At 63.4% G+C, this 16727-nt stretch carries 16 protein-coding genes and 1 tRNA gene; 10 read left to right on the top strand and 7 right to left on the bottom strand.

The features are described from left to right. Window positions 1–74: 74 nt before the first annotated feature. Window positions 75–419, bottom strand: a complete 345-nt coding sequence (locus TZ03_RS27795) for a hypothetical protein (RefSeq protein ID WP_051101521.1) — start codon at window positions 417–419, stop codon at window positions 75–77. A gap of 129 nt (window positions 420–548) precedes the next feature. On the opposite strand from TZ03_RS27795, the gene TZ03_RS27790 reads away from it, so the two are divergent. The 5 genes from TZ03_RS27790 to TZ03_RS27770 all read left to right on the top strand — a co-directional run bounded on the left by TZ03_RS27790 (window position 549) and on the right by TZ03_RS27770 (window position 4533). Next, window positions 549–1124, top strand: coding sequence for a DUF2796 domain-containing protein (locus TZ03_RS27790; protein ID WP_051101520.1), 576 nt, complete (start codon window positions 549–551; stop codon window positions 1122–1124). Between the two features lies 1 nt (window position 1125). Continuing rightward, entirely contained in the window at window positions 1126–1836 is a 711-nt protein-coding gene (locus TZ03_RS27785) for an ABC transporter ATP-binding protein (protein ID WP_051101519.1), read from the top strand. Continuing rightward, a complete protein-coding gene (locus TZ03_RS27780; RefSeq protein ID WP_051101518.1) occupies window positions 1836–3101 on the top strand; it encodes an ABC transporter permease in 1266 nt (421 codons plus the stop codon). The genes TZ03_RS27785 and TZ03_RS27780 overlap by 1 nt, the downstream gene beginning before the upstream one ends. 126 nt (window positions 3102–3227) lie before the next feature. Continuing rightward, on the top strand, window positions 3228–3740 hold the full coding sequence (locus tag TZ03_RS27775; protein ID WP_051101517.1) for a DUF3299 domain-containing protein: 513 nt from the start codon (window positions 3228–3230) through the stop codon (window positions 3738–3740). Between the two features lie 109 nt (window positions 3741–3849). Beyond that, window positions 3850–4533: an OmpW/AlkL family protein gene (locus tag TZ03_RS27770; protein ID WP_051101516.1), complete on the top strand. Its 684-nt coding sequence runs from the start codon at window positions 3850–3852 to the stop codon at window positions 4531–4533. A gap of 36 nt (window positions 4534–4569) precedes the next feature. Here the strand turns inward: TZ03_RS27770 and TZ03_RS27765 are convergent, their stop codons facing one another. After that, window positions 4570–5502, bottom strand: coding sequence for an NAD-dependent epimerase/dehydratase family protein (locus tag TZ03_RS27765; RefSeq protein WP_051101515.1), 933 nt, complete (start codon window positions 5500–5502; stop codon window positions 4570–4572). Continuing rightward, entirely contained in the window at window positions 5495–6379 is an 885-nt protein-coding gene (locus tag TZ03_RS27760) for a sugar nucleotide-binding protein (RefSeq protein ID WP_051101514.1), read from the bottom strand. Before TZ03_RS27760 ends, TZ03_RS27765 begins: the two co-directional genes overlap by 8 nt. Window positions 6380–6643: 264 nt before the next feature. Here TZ03_RS27760 and TZ03_RS27755 point away from each other — a divergent pair, with 264 nt between their 5' ends. From TZ03_RS27755 to TZ03_RS27745, 3 genes are read left to right on the top strand one after another with little or no spacing between them, the layout of a single operon-like run. Continuing rightward, window positions 6644–7684: a TauD/TfdA family dioxygenase gene (locus tag TZ03_RS27755; RefSeq protein WP_051101513.1), complete on the top strand. Its 1041-nt coding sequence runs from the start codon at window positions 6644–6646 to the stop codon at window positions 7682–7684. Between the two features lie 17 nt (window positions 7685–7701). Continuing rightward, the gene (locus tag TZ03_RS27750; RefSeq protein WP_051101512.1) at window positions 7702–8493 is read left to right on the top strand and encodes a TSUP family transporter; all 792 of its coding nucleotides are present in this window, start codon (window positions 7702–7704) and stop codon (window positions 8491–8493) included. Window positions 8494–8501: 8 nt separating this feature from the next. Then, window positions 8502–9347 carry an alpha/beta hydrolase gene (locus tag TZ03_RS27745; RefSeq protein WP_051101511.1) on the top strand — a complete coding sequence of 282 codons (846 nt, stop codon included), beginning with the start codon at window positions 8502–8504 and terminating at the stop codon, window positions 9345–9347. Window positions 9348–9358: 11 nt separating this feature from the next. Here TZ03_RS27745 and TZ03_RS27740 read toward each other — a convergent pair whose 3' ends face one another. Next, a complete protein-coding gene (locus TZ03_RS27740) occupies window positions 9359–10168 on the bottom strand; it encodes a helix-turn-helix domain-containing protein (protein ID WP_051101510.1) in 810 nt (269 codons plus the stop codon). A 180-nt stretch (window positions 10169–10348) separates the two neighbouring features. Between TZ03_RS27740 and TZ03_RS27735 the strand changes: the two genes are divergently transcribed. Together TZ03_RS27735 and TZ03_RS27730 are read left to right on the top strand one after the other, a co-directional pair. Next, window positions 10349–11791, top strand: a complete 1443-nt coding sequence (locus TZ03_RS27735) for an alanine/glycine:cation symporter family protein (RefSeq protein ID WP_051101509.1) — start codon at window positions 10349–10351, stop codon at window positions 11789–11791. A 72-nt stretch (window positions 11792–11863) separates the two neighbouring features. Then, window positions 11864–12853 carry an asparaginase gene (locus TZ03_RS27730; protein WP_051101508.1) on the top strand — a complete coding sequence of 330 codons (990 nt, stop codon included), beginning with the start codon at window positions 11864–11866 and terminating at the stop codon, window positions 12851–12853. A 327-nt stretch (window positions 12854–13180) separates the two neighbouring features. Here the strand turns inward: TZ03_RS27730 and TZ03_RS27725 are convergent. The 3 genes from TZ03_RS27725 to selA form a co-directional block, all read right to left on the bottom strand. After that, window positions 13181–13276 (bottom strand) — tRNA-Sec (locus TZ03_RS27725). A 6-nt stretch (window positions 13277–13282) separates the two neighbouring features. Beyond that, window positions 13283–15205 (bottom strand): selenocysteine-specific translation elongation factor, encoded by a 1923-nt coding sequence (gene selB, locus TZ03_RS27720; protein ID WP_051101507.1) that lies wholly within the window; start codon window positions 15203–15205, stop codon window positions 13283–13285. Further along, the gene (selA, locus tag TZ03_RS27715) at window positions 15202–16629 is read right to left on the bottom strand and encodes an L-seryl-tRNA(Sec) selenium transferase (RefSeq protein ID WP_051101506.1); all 1428 of its coding nucleotides are present in this window, start codon (window positions 16627–16629) and stop codon (window positions 15202–15204) included. The genes selB and selA overlap by 4 nt, the downstream gene beginning before the upstream one ends. Window positions 16630–16727: the final 98 nt, after the last annotated feature.

The following is a 16727-nucleotide window of genomic DNA, read 5'->3' as shown; positions in this document are numbered from 1 at the left end:
ACTGCACAGTACTCAAGACCTGTAGAGTCCCTGTGGGAGCTGGCTTGCCGGCGATAGGGCCAGTGCAGGCTACCTTACCCCACCCAGTGATAAACCGGCGCATCCACGCCACTTTCCACCTTCACCTCACTGCTGTGCCGCAAACGCACCAGCAGCCGCTTGCCCGCTGCCGTACTCCCGGCCAGCCCTTCCAGCCGGTCCAGCAATTCCGGCCCGCCCATCTGCCCTGCCAGGCGCAACACCTCACGCGCCGCGGTCCATTGCCCGTCATCCTGGCGCGGCGCCGCCACCGTCGCCGTCTCAGCGGCCTGCGCCAGCACTGGCGCCTCTACCTGCCGCCCCAGCTGCGCCCACTCTTCAGGCGCCAGCTCGATGGTCAGGTCCACAGGCCAGTCGCCAATCTGTCCACGAATTCTCACGCTGCGCTCCTCGACCCAGTTCAATGCAAACATGCTACATCAACATGAAACCTGCGCCACGCAGGCTGGCGGGGCAAAGAAAAGTTGTTATAACATAACCCAATATTCCAATACGCCTCGGAGTCGTCCATGCGCCGCCTGCTGCTCGCCCTGCCCTTCGCCTTGCTGCCACTGGCCGTGGCCCATGCCCACGATGACCATGATCACGACCACGCCCATGGCACCCTTGGCGCCCACGAGCATGGCGTGGCCAAGCTCAATGCCGTGCTCGATGGCAACACCCTGGAGCTGGAGCTGGACAGCCCGGCGATGAACCTGGTCGGTTTCGAACATGCCGCCAGCAGCGATGCCGACAAGGCCAAGGTCGCCGCCGTGCGCCAGCAGCTCGAACAACCGCTGAAGCTGTTCGGCATTGCCGCGGCCGCAGGCTGCAAGGAAGACCAGCAAGAGCTGGAAAGCCCGCTGTTCGGTGACGCCCCGAAAGCCGACGACGATGGCGACGAACATGAGCACGGCCACCAGCACAGCGACATCGGCGCCCATTACCAACTGACCTGCGCCAACCCAGACAAACTGACGCAAGTGGACCTCGCGCCGCTGTTCAAGGCCTTCCCGGCTACGCAGAAGATCAACGTGCAACTGATCGGCCCGAACGGCCAGAAAGGCGTCGAGACCTCGCCTGCCAAGGCTGTGGTCGCGTTCTGAAATGAGCCAGGCGTTGATTGAACTGCAGGACCTGGTGTTCGCCTGGCCCGGCCAGGCGCCGCTGCTGGATATCCCGGCATTGCGCCTGGAAGCCGGCGAAGCACTGTTCCTCAAAGGCCCCAGCGGCAGTGGCAAGACCACCCTGCTGGGTTTGCTGGGCGGGGTGAATGTGCCGGGCCAGGGCCGAATCCATTTGCTCGGCCAGGACCTCGGCAGCCTTGGCCAAGGCGCCCGTGACCGCTTCCGGGTCGATCACACCGGCTACATCTTCCAGCAGTTCAACCTGCTGCCGTTCCTGTCGGTACGTGAAAACGTCGAGCTGCCCTGCCGCTTCTCGAATAGCCGCAAGGCCCGCGCCGAGCAGCGTCATGGCAGTGTCGACCAGGCAGCCAGCACGCTGCTGGCCCACCTGGGGCTGGACGACCCGGCGCTGCTCGCGCGCCGTGCCGACAGCCTGTCGATCGGCCAGCAGCAGCGGGTCGCTGCCGCCCGCGCGCTGATCGGCCAGCCCGAGCTGGTAATCGCAGACGAGCCAACCTCGGCGCTGGATGCCGATACCCGCGAAGCGTTCATCCGCCTGCTGTTCGATGAATGCCGCGCCGCTGGCGCCAGCCTGCTGTTCGTCAGCCACGACCAGAGCCTGGCGCCGCTGTTCGACCGCCATCTGTCGCTGGCCGAACTCAACCGCGCCGCCACGCCCCGGGAGGCCTGATGTACCTGCTCCGCCTTGCCCTGGCCAGCCTGGCCAACCGCCGTTTCACCGCATTCCTCACTGCCTTCGCCATCGCCCTGTCGGTGTGCCTGCTGCTGGCCGTGGAGCGGGTTCGTACCGAAGCTCGCGCCAGTTTCGCCAGCACCATCAGCGGCACCGACCTGATCGTCGGTGCCCGCTCCGGTTCGGTGAACCTGCTGCTGTATTCGGTGTTCCGCATCGGCAATGCCACCAACAACATTCGTTGGGACAGCTACCAGCACTACGCCAATGACCCGCGGGTGAAATGGGCCATCCCCATTTCGCTGGGGGATTCGCACCGCGGCTACCGGGTGATGGGCACCACTGGCGACTACTTCAGCCATTACCAGTACGGCCGCCGCCAGCACCTGGAACTGAGCCAGGGCCGCGCCTTCGCCGATGACCCGTTCGAGGTGGTGCTCGGTGCCGAAGTGGCCGAGGCGTTGCACTACAAGCTGGGCGACAAGCTGGTGCTGGCCCACGGCGTGGCGGCGATCAGCCTGGTCAAGCACGACGACAAACCGTTCACCGTGGTCGGCGTGCTCAAACGCACCGGTACGCCGGTCGACCGCACCCTGCATATCAGCCTGGGCGGCATGGAAGCCATTCACATCGACTGGCACAACGGCGTACCGGCCCGTGGCGCCGGGCGCATCAGCGCCGAGCAGGCACGCACGATGGACCTGCAGCCTACCGCCATCACCGCGTTCATGCTTGGCCTGAACAGCAAGATCGCGACCTTCAGCTTGCAGCGGGAGATCAACGAGTACCGCAGCGAGCCGTTGCTGGCGATCCTGCCCGGGGTGGCCCTGCAAGAGCTGTGGAGCCTGATGGGCACAGCGGAACAGGCGTTGTTCGTGGTTTCGCTGTTCGTAGTGCTGACCGGCCTGATCGGCATGCTCACGGCGATTCTCACCAGCCTCAACGAGCGTCGCCGGGAGATGGCGATATTGCGTTCGGTCGGGGCCAGGCCCTGGCATATCGCGGGGTTGCTGGTACTGGAGGCATTGTCGCTGGCCGCGGTCGGCATCGCAGCCGGGCTTGGCTTGCTGTACGCGGGTATCGCCCTGGCACAGGGGTATGTGCAGGCCAACTATGGCTTGTACCTGCCACTGGCCCTGCCGAGTGTTCATGAGTGGACCTTGCTGGCTATCATCCTGGGGGCTGCGCTGCTGATGGGCAGCGTGCCGGCGTGGCGAGCCTATCGGCAGTCGTTGGCCGATGGCCTGTCCATACACCTCTGAGTGCGCGTAATGATCAAACATCTCACCGCCTTCTTCGCGGGCACGCCCGCTCCCACAGGGGCCGCCACAGGCTGCGAACCTTGTGCAGGACCTGTGGGAGCGGGCATGCCCGCGAAGAGGCCGGCAATGCACATGCTGCTGGCACTACTGCTGTTGGTAGCGATGCCACTATGGGCCGCCGAACCCAAGGAACTGGACTGGCCCGCCCTGATCCCCGAAGGCGCACCGGTCATCCCACCGCAACTCGCGCCGCTGCACGACATGTCGCAGCTCAGCAATGCCCTGTCCGCCGAATCCGCCCCACCTGCGCGCCAGCAGGCCCCCGACGCCCCAGTGGTGAAAAGCCTGGACGGCCAGCAGATCAAACTGCCCGGCTACATCGTGCCGCTGGAGGTCAGCGAAGAGGGCCGCACCACCGAATTTCTGCTGGTCCCCTACTACGGCGCGTGCATCCATGTGCCACCCCCGCCGTCCAACCAGATCGTGCACATTTTCAGCGAGATGGGCGTGCGCATCGAAGACCTCTACCAACCCTACTGGATCGAGGGAAAGATGCAGGTTAGAGCCTCCAGCAGCGAACTGGCCGATGCGGGCTACCAGATGGAAGCCGAGAAAATATACGCTTATGAGCTGAAGTGAGAACCGCTTCGAATTCGTGACGACGCTTCTTTGAGCTGGGTCAAACAATCCGTTCAGGCGGCTCCGTACCATTGGACTACTCGATTACTCACGTCCTTTGGGAGCTTCCATGAACAAGTCCTTGCTCAGTGCCTCACTCGTGGCCCTGGCACTCGCCGCCCCTGTCGCCCACGCCCACCAGGCGGGCGATGTCATCGTCCGCGCCGGTGCCATCACCGTTGCCCCCAACGAAAGCAGCGGCGACCTGAAATTCGACGGCAGCAAGGTATCGGGCACCAAGGCAACCCTGGACAGCGACACCCAGCTGGGCCTGACCTTCGCCTACATGCTCACCGACCACATCGGCCTGGAACTGCTGGCCGCCACGCCGTTCAAGCACACCGTCGGCGTCAAAGGCCTGGGCGGCGGCCTGGACGGCAAGCTGGCAGACATCAAGCAACTGCCACCGACCCTGTCGCTGCAGTACTACCCGATGGAGCCAAGCTCCAAGTTCCAGCCGTACGCCGGTGTCGGCATCAACTACACCCTGTTCTTCGATGAAGACCTCAGCAGCACCCGCAAGCAGCAAGGCTTCAGCAACCTGAAGCTGCAGGACTCGGTTGGTTTTGCCGGCCAACTGGGCATGGACTACATGATCACCGACAACCTGCTGGTCAACGCCTCGGTCTGGTACATCGACATCGATACCAAGGCCAGCGTCAACGGCCCGACCGCACTGGGCTACAGCAAGACCAAGGTCGACGTCGATGTCGATCCATGGGTCTACATGGTCGGCCTTGGCTACAAGTTCTGACCGGAACACCCCTGGGCTGCTTTGCAGCCCAGGATTTCAGTTTTTACCCAAGAGCCGCGCCAACCCCTCGACCATCGACGTCGCCTGTGGGAACTCAAACCGCGCCAACAAGCGCTGGTTATCCGCCCGCGAATGGCGAATATCCCCCGAACGCGGCGCCGCATAGCTGACCGCCGGCAAGCTGCCCACCACCTTCTCCAACGCCGCCAGCAACTGATTCAGCGAGGTAGCCTGGTTGAGGCCGATGTTCACCGCCCCCTCCCCCACCTGCGGCTGCTCCAGCGCCTGCACCATCACCTGCACCAGATCACCAACATAGAGAAAGTCGCGGGTTTGCTCTCCATCGCCGAATACCGTGATCGGCAAGCCCTGCACAGCACGCTCACAGAAGATGCTGATTACCCCGGAATACGGCGAGGATGGGTCCTGGCGCGGCCCGAAGATATTGAAGAAGCGGAACACCACCGGCTCCAGGCCATGCTGGCGGCGGTAGAAGTCCAGGTACTGCTCACTGGCCAGTTTGTCCACGGCATAGGGGGTCAGCGGTGCCTTGGGCGTGTCTTCGGCAATCGATTCGCCTTCGCCATTGTTGCCATACACCGCCGCACTGGAGGCGAACAGCACCCGGCGCACGCCATGCACGCGCATGGCTTCGCACACGTTGAGGGTGCCGATGAAATTGCTCTGGTGGGTCCGCACCGGGTCTTCGACCGAGGCCTGCACCGAGGCCACTGCCGCCAGGTGCACCACGGCACTGCAGCCAGCCGCCGCCTGGGTGACCAGCGCCGCATCGGCGACATCGCCTTCGATCAACTGCAGCCGTAGGTGGTCGACCTGCAGGTTGCTCCGCCGACCCGTGGAGAAGTCGTCGAGAATGCGTACGGCGTAGCCTTTGTCCAACAACGCATCGCACAGGTGGGAGCCAATGAAGCCGGCACCGCCGGTGATCAGGATGGGAGCGTCAGCCATGGCGGTAGAATCGGTCCAGTAGAGGCGGCAGGCCGGCGCGCCAGGCGCGCGGCTTGATGCCGAAGGTGTGAAGGATTTTCTTGCAAGCCAGTACCGCGTGCTGCGGCTCTTCGCTGGCATCCGGCCGCGCGGCGTGGGCCTGTGGCGTCGGTGCCTGCACGGCCAGCTGGCGGTACTGCCCGGCCTCGGCAAGGATAGCCTGGCCCAGCGCCAGCGGCGTGGTCGCCTCGTTGCCGGCGTAATGGTAGGTACCCCACAGCGGCGCACTGCAATCGAGTTGCTTGAGCACAGACAGGATCACCCGGGCGGCATCATCGACCGGCGTAGGGTTACCGCGCCGGTCATCGGCCAGCAGCAGCTCCTGCGGTTGCTCGGCACGGGTCAGGAAGCGGCCTAGCGCCCCGTCGATGCTCTCGTCGAGCAGCCAGCCAAAGCGCAGCAGCACATGCTGCGGGCATGCCGCGCGCACGCTCTGCTCGATACGCCACAGTGCCTGGCCACGCAGGCCCAGCGGCACCGGCTCGTCCTTTTCGCTATAGGCGGTGGCCCGCGAACCATCGAACACCCGGTAGCTGGAAGGCTGCACCAGGGTGATCTGGTGGTGCTGGCACAGCTCAGCCAGGCGCTCCACTGCCCGCTCCTGTTGAGCCAGGCGTTGCTCGCTGACCGACTCGGCCTGGAACCAGTCGAAGTAATAGGCCAGGTTGACCACGGCATCAGGGCGATGATCGTCGAGCAGCTGAGTGAGGCTGGCCGGCGTCCAGCCGTTATCGGGCGGGCGCGGTGCCAGGAATGCGATGTCCTCCTCGGCCCCAAGACGAATCAGCGCTTGCCCGAGGGCATTGCCACCACCCAACAGCATTAGGCGCATACGCATAGAGTCAGCAGATCCGGAGAGGTTGATTGAAGGAAAGGGGTCATTTTGCGGTTTCCTGCCTGGGAAGTCCAACGCCGGGCCTCGTCGATGCCACAGGCGGTAGTGATTCCAAAGTTTAAAAGTTCACTACCGCCACAAACAGAAATTTCCTACGACATACCAGGAACGAGCTGACTTCCACGCAGCAGCATAACTGCATTGAATAGTTGACTCACCCACTTGCCAGCTGGGGAGCCTCACAAAAATAAGCACAAGGAACGTTCAATGCCTCATTCGGAAGCTGCATACCTGGATTTCTGCCCGGAGCAAAGCCAGGCCATAGCCTTTGCAAGCCAAACCATTGCTGACTCGGGTGGACCGGAGGCCAAGGGAGTAGCACTTCAGGCTCGCATATTCGCCAATCAACTAGAGAAAGCCTTGAGTGAAGAGCAGCGTGCGCTGTTGCAGCGCTTCAGTGAAGGCCATCTATCTGTCTTGATGTACAGGCAGTTACGATGTGCCAACGAGCCAATACCTGAATATCTACCCGACATTACCACCCTGGCGCAAAGCCCTCGCTGCCAATACCTCGCTTCACGCAATCAACTGCTGCTGGAGCTGGCACGCCACCGCAGTTTCGCCTTCGATATAGACAACGATGGTAAACAGGTCCGCCTGGTCGGCAACTTCAAGGGCGGAGGCCGCGTCCCGCGACTCGACGAAGATCCCTGTCTAGAAGTTGAAACCAGCTCGCATGCGGGCTTGCGCTTGGGGCCGCACACTGAAGCGCCTTACAACTGCTCGACAATTTCCAGCAACGCTCACTCCCCTGCTCCCTCTGCACTGATCCTCACTGCGTGCTGGAACCCTGCCAATGAACCAACGAATGTCTTCCCGCTCCGGGAAATCATCGAACGCTTGAGTAGCCTGGATACACTTGCGCTGACTTCAGCGTCTTTCGACTTCACACGCAGTGACTGCTTCGCTCATGGACAGGGCAATGCTGGCAAAGCAGTTTCAGTGCTGCAGTTCGAACCCAACGGTGGTTTCTCTGTTCGTTACAACAGCTATCGCTTTAGTCTGAACGAACGCGCCTGCAGCGCCGCAGCGCGCGCTTTCGACTCCTTTCAAAAAGCACTGAACAGTGCACAACCGCTGGCGTTTGTCCTGCAGCCTGATAGCGCATTGTTGATCAACAACAGCCGAGCCTTGCACGGCCGCGACATGGTTCAGGACAACCGGCGCCTGCTCATACGTCAATTCGGATACTCCCCCTTCGCAGTACCGTTGGTGCTCGCTGAAGACCCGCTGCTAGTCCGTGGCTGATCACAGGAAAATGCCAAATGATCGAATTCGACTTGACGCTTGTTCTGGTACTCGCACTGGTTGCACTGATGGCCGGCTTTTTCGATGCTATCGCCGGGGGCGGGGGCCTGATCACGCTGCCGGTGTTGTTTATTGCCGGTATAGAACCCTTGGCCGCAATCGCCACCAACAAGTTCCAGGCAGCTTCCGCTACGGTTTCGGCTACCTGCGCCTTCGCCCGCAAAGGCATGATCGACTGGAGACAAGGCAGTCCAATGGCTGTCATGTCGTTTATCGGAGGGGCCTTGGGTGCCTTGTCGATAACTTACGTGCCCAAAAGTGTTTTGCAGGCATGTGTCCCACCACTGCTGATACTGATAGCCGCCTACTTTGCCTTCAGTCCAAAGCCGAATGAACAAGCGCGCAAGGCAAAGGTATCGACTAGCCTATTCTGCGTGACGGTTGCACCGATCATTGGCTTTTATGACGGCATCTTCGGCCCTGGTGTCGGCTCGTTCTTCATGCTGGCCTGCGTGATTCTCCTGGGCCAGCACCTGATACAAGCCGTGTGCACCAGCAAACTCTTGAACGCAGCCTGTAACCTGGGCGCATTGTCAGTCTTTTCACTCAGCGGAGCGATCATCTGGCCGCTGGCGCTGGCAATGGCGCTTGCCGCTTTCCTGGGCGCACAGTTGGGTGCACGCTGCGCTGTACGCTTCGGCTCGCGGCTCATAAAGCCGCTGCTGGTCAGTGTCTGCTGCATCATGGCACTCAAACTGCTGCTCGATACGGGCAACCCGCTCGGCGAATGGCTCAACCAGTTCTTCTAGAGAGCACCATGCACTTGCAAACGGGTTCCCCTCAGCGCCGGAAATGGCACTTCGACGAGCCAGCCCCAGGCAAGGAACTGTTCATCGACGAAGTCTTTGGAAACTACCAGCAACAAGCCCGATTGCTGGTACCTGATATCGAGCGCGTAGCTCCAGTCTTCGTCTTGGGAGGCGCGCGTTCCGATTTTACCCGACTCAACCCCCTGCTCTATCGCCTGCAAGCCGCAGGCATTGGTTCACTCACTGGCAATCTGTCAGGTCATAGCCTCGCCAGCGAGCCAGGCGCAGTGTCGCCGTCACTGGCTACGAACCTTTATGAAGCACAGCGCTTCCACGCGCATATCGCACCTCGATGCCGAACGCTCATAGGCCACAGCCTTGGCGCGGCAATCACGCTGAAGCTTGCAGCACGGTTGCCGCAAGTGGACAGCATCGTATTGATCTGCCCGGCAGTCTATCCAGACCATGCCCACCATGCGCCGTTCGGGCCCGCATTCACAGCAGCCATCAGCAAGCCTTTCGGCTTTCTGGAGAGCGATAGCTACGCCTTCCTCAATCAGTTTCAGGGAAGAGTGCTGATGGTGATTGGCGAGTACGATGGGCTCAACTCACAGAGATTCGGCAAAGGGCCGGGAACCAGCGCCGGCAACTTGCGGCTTGCCGGCGTTGAACGCTACAGCCCGATTCCTGAAGAAGTTACCCTCGCCCTGATGCGATCAGTTTCAGCGGCGCGTTTGCGATGCCTGTTTCTTACAGACTGCGACCATGGCATCGCTGCACATTTGCGTAGTACCCCAGCAATAGCAGACCAGGTTGCGGACGCGGTAGGAACGTTCATCCTCGACGACGCTTGAGGCGTTGAGCATCACTCGATTTCGAACAGCCCATTACTGAGCGGCCCCACACTCAACCGCTCCCGCACATCATCATCTATACGGGGATCATCCGGCCGGTACAGTTTCACCTGCCGATAGGCATTGATGCGGTTGATCTCCTCCCCAAGGTACTCCCACACCACCCGGGTGCAGGCCGGGTTGCGCCGGTCGCCGCTGGATACCCCGGCCTTCAAGCCATTCAGGCGGGTAATACGGCTCTTGAAGCTGGGGATGAGGATGGTCTGGCTCATTTCGTTGAAGGTGAGCGACTCGTAGTCGATCAGGAACACCCGGTCCTGCAACTGGAACGCGGCGCCCAGGTAGCGGCAGCGTACCTCGGCATGCTGATCGGTGGCGCTGGAGCGCTCCTGCCGTTCCTGGCGCTCGAACAGGAAGCGGCCACGTTCTTCCCACAGGTGCACCAGCGACACCAGGATCGTGCCCGGCACCGACATGCAGTTGGAATACTCGAAGTAGTAACCGCAATAGCGCGACAGGTTGCCGGCATGTTCGTGCAGCGGTTGGAACAGCTCGCTGATCGGGTCGCCGGGCTGCTCGGCCAACATCGACACGCGGGCGCCGATCAGGCGGGCAAACTGCTCGGCCGGCAGGCTCAGCTCGTAATCCTCGACGCCGAAGAAATCACCGATGCGCTTGAGATTGAACGCCGTCGGGCGGCTCTGCCCGCTCAGGTACTTGTTGAACTGCGCGCGATTGATCGACAGCTGGCGGCAAACTTCGGAGATAGAGCGGTAGTGGCTGCAGGCCAATTTGAGATTGGTAGCGAAATGATCGCTCATGACAGGGGACTCAGGTGACGCGAATGACGCCATTTTAGCATCAAGTCGCATCAACTCAGAGCAACCCGCGAAATTGTAACCACTCTTGTCATAGCCAACCATGCGCCCCCAACGAATAGCGGTGCGCCTGCCGTCCGCTGGTCTTTCCATGCGAAGAACAAGAATCGAGGTCATTTTCCAATGCTCGAAGCACTCAACGATTTCCTTTCGGGGAAACTCCTCATCGTGCTGATCGTCGGTCTCGGCGGTTACTTCACCATCCGTTCGCGGTTCGTACAGTTCCGCCATTTCGGCCACATGTTCGCCGTGTTCAAGGAGTCGCTGCGTGGCCAGGCGGGCCAGCTGAGCTCCTTCCAGGCCCTGATGCTGAGCCTGGCCGGCCGCGTTGGCGCCGGTAACATCGCTGGTGTCGGCATCGCCGTGACCCTGGGCGGCCCAGGTGCGGTGTTCTGGATGTGGGTCACTGCCCTGGTCGGCATGGCCAGCAGCTTCTTCGAATGCACCCTGGCCCAGGTCTACAAGCGCGCCGACGGCGATGGCCTGTACCGTGGCGGCCCGGCCTACTACATCCAGCACGGCCTGAAGCTGAAAAGCATGGCCATCGTGTTCTCGATCCTGCTGCTGGTCACCTACGGCTTTGCCTTCATCGGCCTGCAGTCGTACACCGTGACCCACTCGCTGCAGAACGCCTTTGCCTTCGACCCAAGCCACACCGGTATCGTCCTGGCAGTGCTGCTGGCCATCACCTTCATCGGCGGTATCAAGCGCATCGCCGCGGTGTCGGACCTGCTGGTACCGGTCAAGACCCTGGCCTACATCGGCGTGACCCTGTATGTGATCGGCACCCAGATCGAACACGTGCCAGCCATGCTGGAAACCATCTTCAAGAGCGCATTCGGCCTCGACCCGGCGTTTGGCGGCCTGCTTGGCAGCGCCATCGTCATGGGCGTGAAGCGTGGCGTGTTCGCCAACGAAGCCGGCTTGGGCAGCGCGCCCAACGTTGCCGCCGTGGCCGCCGTGAAGCACCCGGGCGCCCAAGGCGTGGTCCAGGCCTTCAGCGTGTTCCTCGACACCTTCGTGATCTGCACCTGCACCGCGCTGCTGATCCTGCTGTCGGGCTTCTACACCCCGGGCTTCGAAGGTGACGGCATCGTCCTGACCCAGAACTCGCTGGCCGCCGTGGTCGGTGACTGGGGCCGGGTGTTCGTCAGCGTGGCACTGTCGCTATTCGTGTTCACCTGCATCCTCTACAACTACTACCTGGGCGAGAACAGCCTGCAGTTCCTCAGCCGCAACCGCGTAGTGCTGATGGCGTTCCGCGCCCTGGTGCTGGCGCTGGTGGTGTGGGGCTCGATGCAGGACCTGTCGACCGTGTTCGCCTTCGCCGACATCACCATGACCTGCCTGGCCTTCGTCAACCTGGTGGCCCTGGCCCTGCTGTTCAAGGTCGGCCTGCGGGTAATGCGCGACTACGACGAGCAGCGCAAGGCCGGCATCCAGCAGCCGGTGTTCGACTCGACCAAGTTCGCCGACCTGGACCTGGACCGCAATGCCTGGCCTGCCAATCCGCAGGTGGAAACAGCCACTGACAAAGCAGTTGGCCAAGCACAACCGCAGCGCTGATATCCTCCCCTGCCCAGCCGCCCCGTCCGCGGGCGGCTTTTCTTTCTCCGCTCACCGCTACGGATGCTTTCCATGCGTGCAGTAAAGAATCTTCTCGTGCTCTATACCGGTGGCACCATCGGCATGCTCGAAACCCCCGAAGGCCTGGCGCCAGCAGGTGGTTTTGACGCGCGGATGCGTGAACACTTCGCCCAGATGGCCGATGCGCCCCAGCTGCAATGGACCCTGCAGGAACTGAACCCGCTGCTCGACAGCGCCAACATGCAACAGCACAACTGGCTGGCGATGCGCGATGCCATCGTCGCGGCGGTAGAGGTTGCCGGCCATGATGGCGTGCTGGTGCTGCACGGTACCGACAGCCTGGCCTACAGCGCCGCGGCATTGTCGTTCCTGCTACTGGGCCTGCCGGTGCCGGTATTGCTGACCGGCTCGATGCTGCCGGCAGGTGCCGCCGACAGCGATGCCTGGGCCAACCTGTGCGGCGCGCTGCGCCAGTTCGAAAACGGTCTGGAGGATGGCGTGCAGCTGTACTTCCACGGCCAGTTGCTGCATGGCTGCCGGGCCTCGAAGCTGCGCAGCGAGGCGTTCGACGCCTTTGCTGCGTTGCCGCGTCATCGTGATGGTGAGCGGGCCGGGGCGATCCCCGCCGAGCTGGGCTACAAGCACCCGCGCCAGCCGGTCAACCTGGCGGTAGTGCCGGTGTTCCCGGGACTGCAGGCCAGCCATTTGCAGGCGCTGCTGGGCAGCGGCGTGCAAGGCCTGCTGCTGGAGTGCTACGGCAGCGGCACCGGGCCGTCGGATGACCAGGCGTTGCTGGATGTGCTGCATGCGGCGCGCCAGCGGGGCGTGATGCTGGCGGCGATCAGCCAGTGCCCTGAGGGTTCGGTGGTGTTCGATACCTATGCGGCGGGTAACCGTTTGCGTGGGGCCGGGCTGGTCAGTGGCGGTGGCATGACCCGTGAAGCGGCGCTGGGCAAGATGTTCGCATTGCTGGGGGCTGGGTTGGATGTCGAGGCTGCCGAGCAATGGTTTGCGCTGGATCTGTGTGGCGAGCGGGCCTGATTGTAACCTGCACTGGCCTCATCGCCGGCAAGCCAGCTCCCACCTCGACCGCATTCGCCTCAGGCCCTGTGCAGGTCCTGTGGGAGCCGGCTTGCCGGCGATGAGGCCAGTGCAGGCAATACAAGACAGTTGCTCCCACAGGGATCGCATCAGGGCTGACAGGTGTTTGCCACAAGATATGCGGCGCCTGTGGCGAGAGCCCGGTAACCCTGATGCCCTTGCCAGAAACCATAGAATTTACCCCAGGGATAACACAAGGCCCGAGGCCTGCGGAGTACCTGTGGGAGCTGGCTTGCCGGCGATAGGGCCCTGACAGGCAAAAGAAAATGGCGGAAGGCAGCGGGAGTCGAACCTGCCCGGGAACGGCTGCCGTCCCCAACCGGGTTTGAAGCCCGGCCGCGCCACCGGGCGCGATTGCCTTCCTTGAACTCAGTGCCTGGCCTGCTGCTGGGCCAGGGCGCTGTCGGCGCGGATGTGACGCTGGTCGGCTACCCTGCGGGTCAGGCCGATGCGGTCGAAGTATTCGAGAATCTGCACACTGCGCTTGCGACCGATGCCCAACATATCGCGAAACGCGGCAACCTGCACTATCGGGGTTTCACTGGCCTGCCCCAGCAGCAGCTCTGCCATGCGCTGTAGCGTCACCTCGGGGTAGAACAGGTCGCGCACCACCTGGTGCACCAGGCCCAGCCGGGCCAGTTTACGCAGCAACAGGCGTACATCCGCTTCGGCGCAGTTTTCTTCACTAGCAAGCGTCCTGACCCAGGGCGGATCGTAGCGCCCCGCCAGCAACTTCGGCTGCAAGCGCGCCCACAACGCACTGTCGGCTTCGCTCAACTGCACCTTGTGATCGGGCAAGTGCAGCCAGGGCCCACTGCTGGCAATGGCGCCGCCATCGAGCAACTCATCCAGCAGGCTGACGAATGCCGGGCGCTCCAGCGGCAACGCGGCAAAGCGGCGCAGGCGATCTCGATCCGGGCCGAGCTGGTCGGGCTCCTGCTCGTGGAACCGCGCCAGTTGTTCCAGCACCTGCTGCTTGAGCGCCTGCCACTGGGCGTTGGCGAATAGCAGTTGGCCCTGCCGCGTGGCCACCACCAGCACATCCTCCGGCAACTGCCAGGTTTCCCGCAGCCGATTGAACTGTTTTTCGAGGCGCTGCGGGTCGATACCGCCCGGGGCACTTGCAAGCAGTGCCGGCAAGGCCTGCTCCAGGCCCTCGGCATCTCGCAGTACCTGCAACTGGCGCAGGCGCTCATCGCTGCGGCGTTGGCGACTTGGCGCGAACGGGTCGAGCACCTTGCCGCCGCCGAGGGTGCGCTGGGCACGCTGGTCGCGCAGTACCAGGCGGTCGCCGTGTACCGCCTGCAGCGGCGCGTTGAGCAGCAACTGGGCGAACATGCGCTGGCCCGCCGCCAGGGTTTGGCCTTCGAGCAAGGCGACCCGGGCGGTCACATCCTGGGTGCCGAGGTGCACGTGCACGGCACTGAAGTGTTCGAAGGTGCGGGTCTCGCCCGGCAACAGCGTCAGCTCGATATCCACCCGCACACTGGGCGCATACAGCCACTCGGGCACCAGCCAATCGCCGCGATGCACTTGGTCCACAGCCAGGCGTTCGGCAGCGATGTTCAGCGCCACCCGCTGACCTGCTTCGGCCACCAGCGCCGCCTGGTTCTGCGCATGCAGGCCACGCACGCGCACCGGTTTGCCGGCCTTGCCCAACAACAAGGTGTCACCGGCATGGACCTGCCCGGCCAGCGCCGTGCCGGTGACCACCACACCCGTGCCGGTAACGGCGAAGGCGCGGTCGACGGCCAGGCGGAAACCGCCACCTACGCTGCGCTGGCGCACGCGTTTCTCTGCTGCCTGCAAGGCCTGGCGCAGGGCATCGATACCCAGGCCGGTCACACTCGACAATGGAAACTGCTGTGCTCCGGCATACGGGCCAAGCGCCAGCAGTTCACTGACCTGCACCTGCACTTCAGCCAAGCGCCCAGGCTCTACCCGATCGCATTTGCTGATCGCGACCAGCGCCTGGGGTATGCCCAGCAACTCGATGATCGCCAGGTGTTCACGGGTTTGCGGCATCACCCCATCGTCCGCTGCCACCACCAGCAGCACCAGGTCGATGCCGTGGGCGCCGGCCAGCATATTGTGGATAAAACGCTCGTGGCCCGGCACATCGATGAAGCCGGTCAGTGGCGCGCCCTCGGCCAGCGCCGCATAGCGATAGCCAAGGTCGATGGTCATGCCACGGGCGCGCTCTTCCTGGCGCAGGTCACCGGCCTGGCCGGTCAGCGCCTGCAGCAGTGCGGTCTTGCCATGGTCGATGTGGCCGGCGGTACCAACGATCACTGCACCGGCCCCAGTTGCAGGGCAGGCAACTGTGCCAGCCACTGGGCTTCGTCATCCAGTTGGCGCAGGTCCAGCCACAGGGCGTCGTCGTCGATGCGGCCGAGCACCGGTACCGGCAGATCGCGCAAGGCCCGCTCCAGCACATGTAGGCTGCGCCCGCGCAATTTCTTCGACACCTGCGGGCGCAGGCACAGCGCTGCGCTCGGCAGGCGCGCCACAGGCTGGCTGCCGCTGCCGATCATGCCCAGTGCCGGCTCCACGCTGACGGCCCATTGCTCACCCAGGCGGGCCTTGAGCTCCGGCACCAGGCGCTCGGCCTGGGCCTGGATCTCGGCCTGGCTGCGGGTCAGCAAACGCAGGCTGGGCAGGCGTTCGGCCAGGCGATCGGGGTTGCGGTACAGCGCCAGCACCGCTTCGAGTGCAGCGAGGGTGATCTTGTCGACCCGCAGCGCGCGCTTGAGCGGGTTCTTCTTGATCTTGGCGATCAATTCCTTGCGGCCGACGATGATGCCGGCCTGTGGCCCGCCCAGCAGCTTGTCGCCACTGAAGGTGACGATATCGGCACCGTCCGCCAGGGCCTGGCGCACCGTCGGCTCGGCGGGCAGGCCCCAGCGGGTGAGGTCGATCAGGCTACCGCTGCCCAAATCTTCGAGTAGCGGCAGTTCATGTTGATGGGCGATGCGCGCCAGCTCGGCGGTGGGCACCTGGGTGGTGAAGCCCTGGATGCTGTAATTGCTGCAATGCACTCGCATCAGCAGGCCGGTGCGTGGGCCGATGGCGGCCTCGTAATCGCGGGCATGGGTGCGGTTGGTAGTGCCGATTTCGTGCAGCTTCACGCCAGCGCGGGCCATGATGTCGGGGATGCGAAAGGCGCCGCCGATCTCGATCAGTTCGCCGCGGGAAATGATGCCCTCCTTGCGCGCGCCCAGGCTGTTGAGCGCCAGCAGTACGGCGGCGGCGTTGTTGTTGACCACGGTGACGGCCTCGGCGCCGGTCAACTCGCGGATCAGGCCTTCGATCAGGTCGTCGCGGTCGCCGCGCTTGCCGGTGGCCAGGTCGAATTCCAGGTTGAGCGGGTAGCGGGCGGCGGTCTGCATGGCCTCGATGGCTTCTTCCGGCAACAGCGCGCGGCCGAGGTTGGTGTGCAGCACGGTGCCGGTGAGGTTGAACACGCGGCGGACCTGGCTTCGTTGCTGGATGGCCAAGCGTTCGCCCGAGCGGCCCAGCAGGATTTCGGCGGCCAGTTCGGCGGCGCTGAGCTGGCCGTTGCGGGCGGGTTCGCGCAGCTCGTCGAGCAGTTGGCGCAAGGTGGCCAGGACCGCGTCGCGGCCGTGGCGGTCGATCAGCGGAAGGCAGGCTGGGTGGCGCAGGAGGGTATCGATGGAAGGCAGGCGTGGGGTGTCGCTGGCGAGGCTTTTGGACATGCGGTACTACCTTGGACTGATCCGTTGTCTGTTTTGGCCCTTTCGCGGGCATGCCCGCTCCCACAGGGTTCTCCACAGGCCTCGGGGCCGGCATAGGT

The sequence above is a fragment of the Pseudomonas sp. 10-1B genome (genome assembly GCF_000935045.1).
Lineage (GTDB): Bacteria > Pseudomonadota > Gammaproteobacteria > Pseudomonadales > Pseudomonadaceae > Aquipseudomonas.
Note: the sequence above shows the minus strand (reverse complement) of the source record. Positions and strands in the feature narration are given on the sequence as shown.

Coding starts and splice junctions, on each gene's coding strand:
- TZ03_RS27760 (WP_051101514.1), bottom strand. CDS start 6,379: ATGCGTATGCGCCTAATGCTGTTGGGTGGTGGCAATGCCCTCGGGCAA.
- TZ03_RS27745 (WP_051101511.1), top strand. CDS start 8,502: ATGCACTTGCAAACGGGTTCCCCTCAGCGCCGGAAATGGCACTTCGAC.
- TZ03_RS27775 (WP_051101517.1), top strand. CDS start 3,228: ATGCACATGCTGCTGGCACTACTGCTGTTGGTAGCGATGCCACTATGG.
- TZ03_RS27780 (WP_051101518.1), top strand. CDS start 1,836: ATGTACCTGCTCCGCCTTGCCCTGGCCAGCCTGGCCAACCGCCGTTTC.
- TZ03_RS27785 (WP_051101519.1), top strand. CDS start 1,126: ATGAGCCAGGCGTTGATTGAACTGCAGGACCTGGTGTTCGCCTGGCCC.
- TZ03_RS27765 (WP_051101515.1), bottom strand. CDS start 5,502: ATGGCTGACGCTCCCATCCTGATCACCGGCGGTGCCGGCTTCATTGGC.
- TZ03_RS27735 (WP_051101509.1), top strand. CDS start 10,349: ATGCTCGAAGCACTCAACGATTTCCTTTCGGGGAAACTCCTCATCGTG.
- selA (WP_051101506.1), bottom strand. CDS start 16,629: ATGTCCAAAAGCCTCGCCAGCGACACCCCACGCCTGCCTTCCATCGAT.
- TZ03_RS27755 (WP_051101513.1), top strand. CDS start 6,644: ATGCCTCATTCGGAAGCTGCATACCTGGATTTCTGCCCGGAGCAAAGC.
- TZ03_RS27750 (WP_051101512.1), top strand. CDS start 7,702: ATGATCGAATTCGACTTGACGCTTGTTCTGGTACTCGCACTGGTTGCA.
- TZ03_RS27730 (WP_051101508.1), top strand. CDS start 11,864: ATGCGTGCAGTAAAGAATCTTCTCGTGCTCTATACCGGTGGCACCATC.
- TZ03_RS27740 (WP_051101510.1), bottom strand. CDS start 10,168: ATGAGCGATCATTTCGCTACCAATCTCAAATTGGCCTGCAGCCACTAC.
- TZ03_RS27790 (WP_051101520.1), top strand. CDS start 549: ATGCGCCGCCTGCTGCTCGCCCTGCCCTTCGCCTTGCTGCCACTGGCC.
- TZ03_RS27770 (WP_051101516.1), top strand. CDS start 3,850: ATGAACAAGTCCTTGCTCAGTGCCTCACTCGTGGCCCTGGCACTCGCC.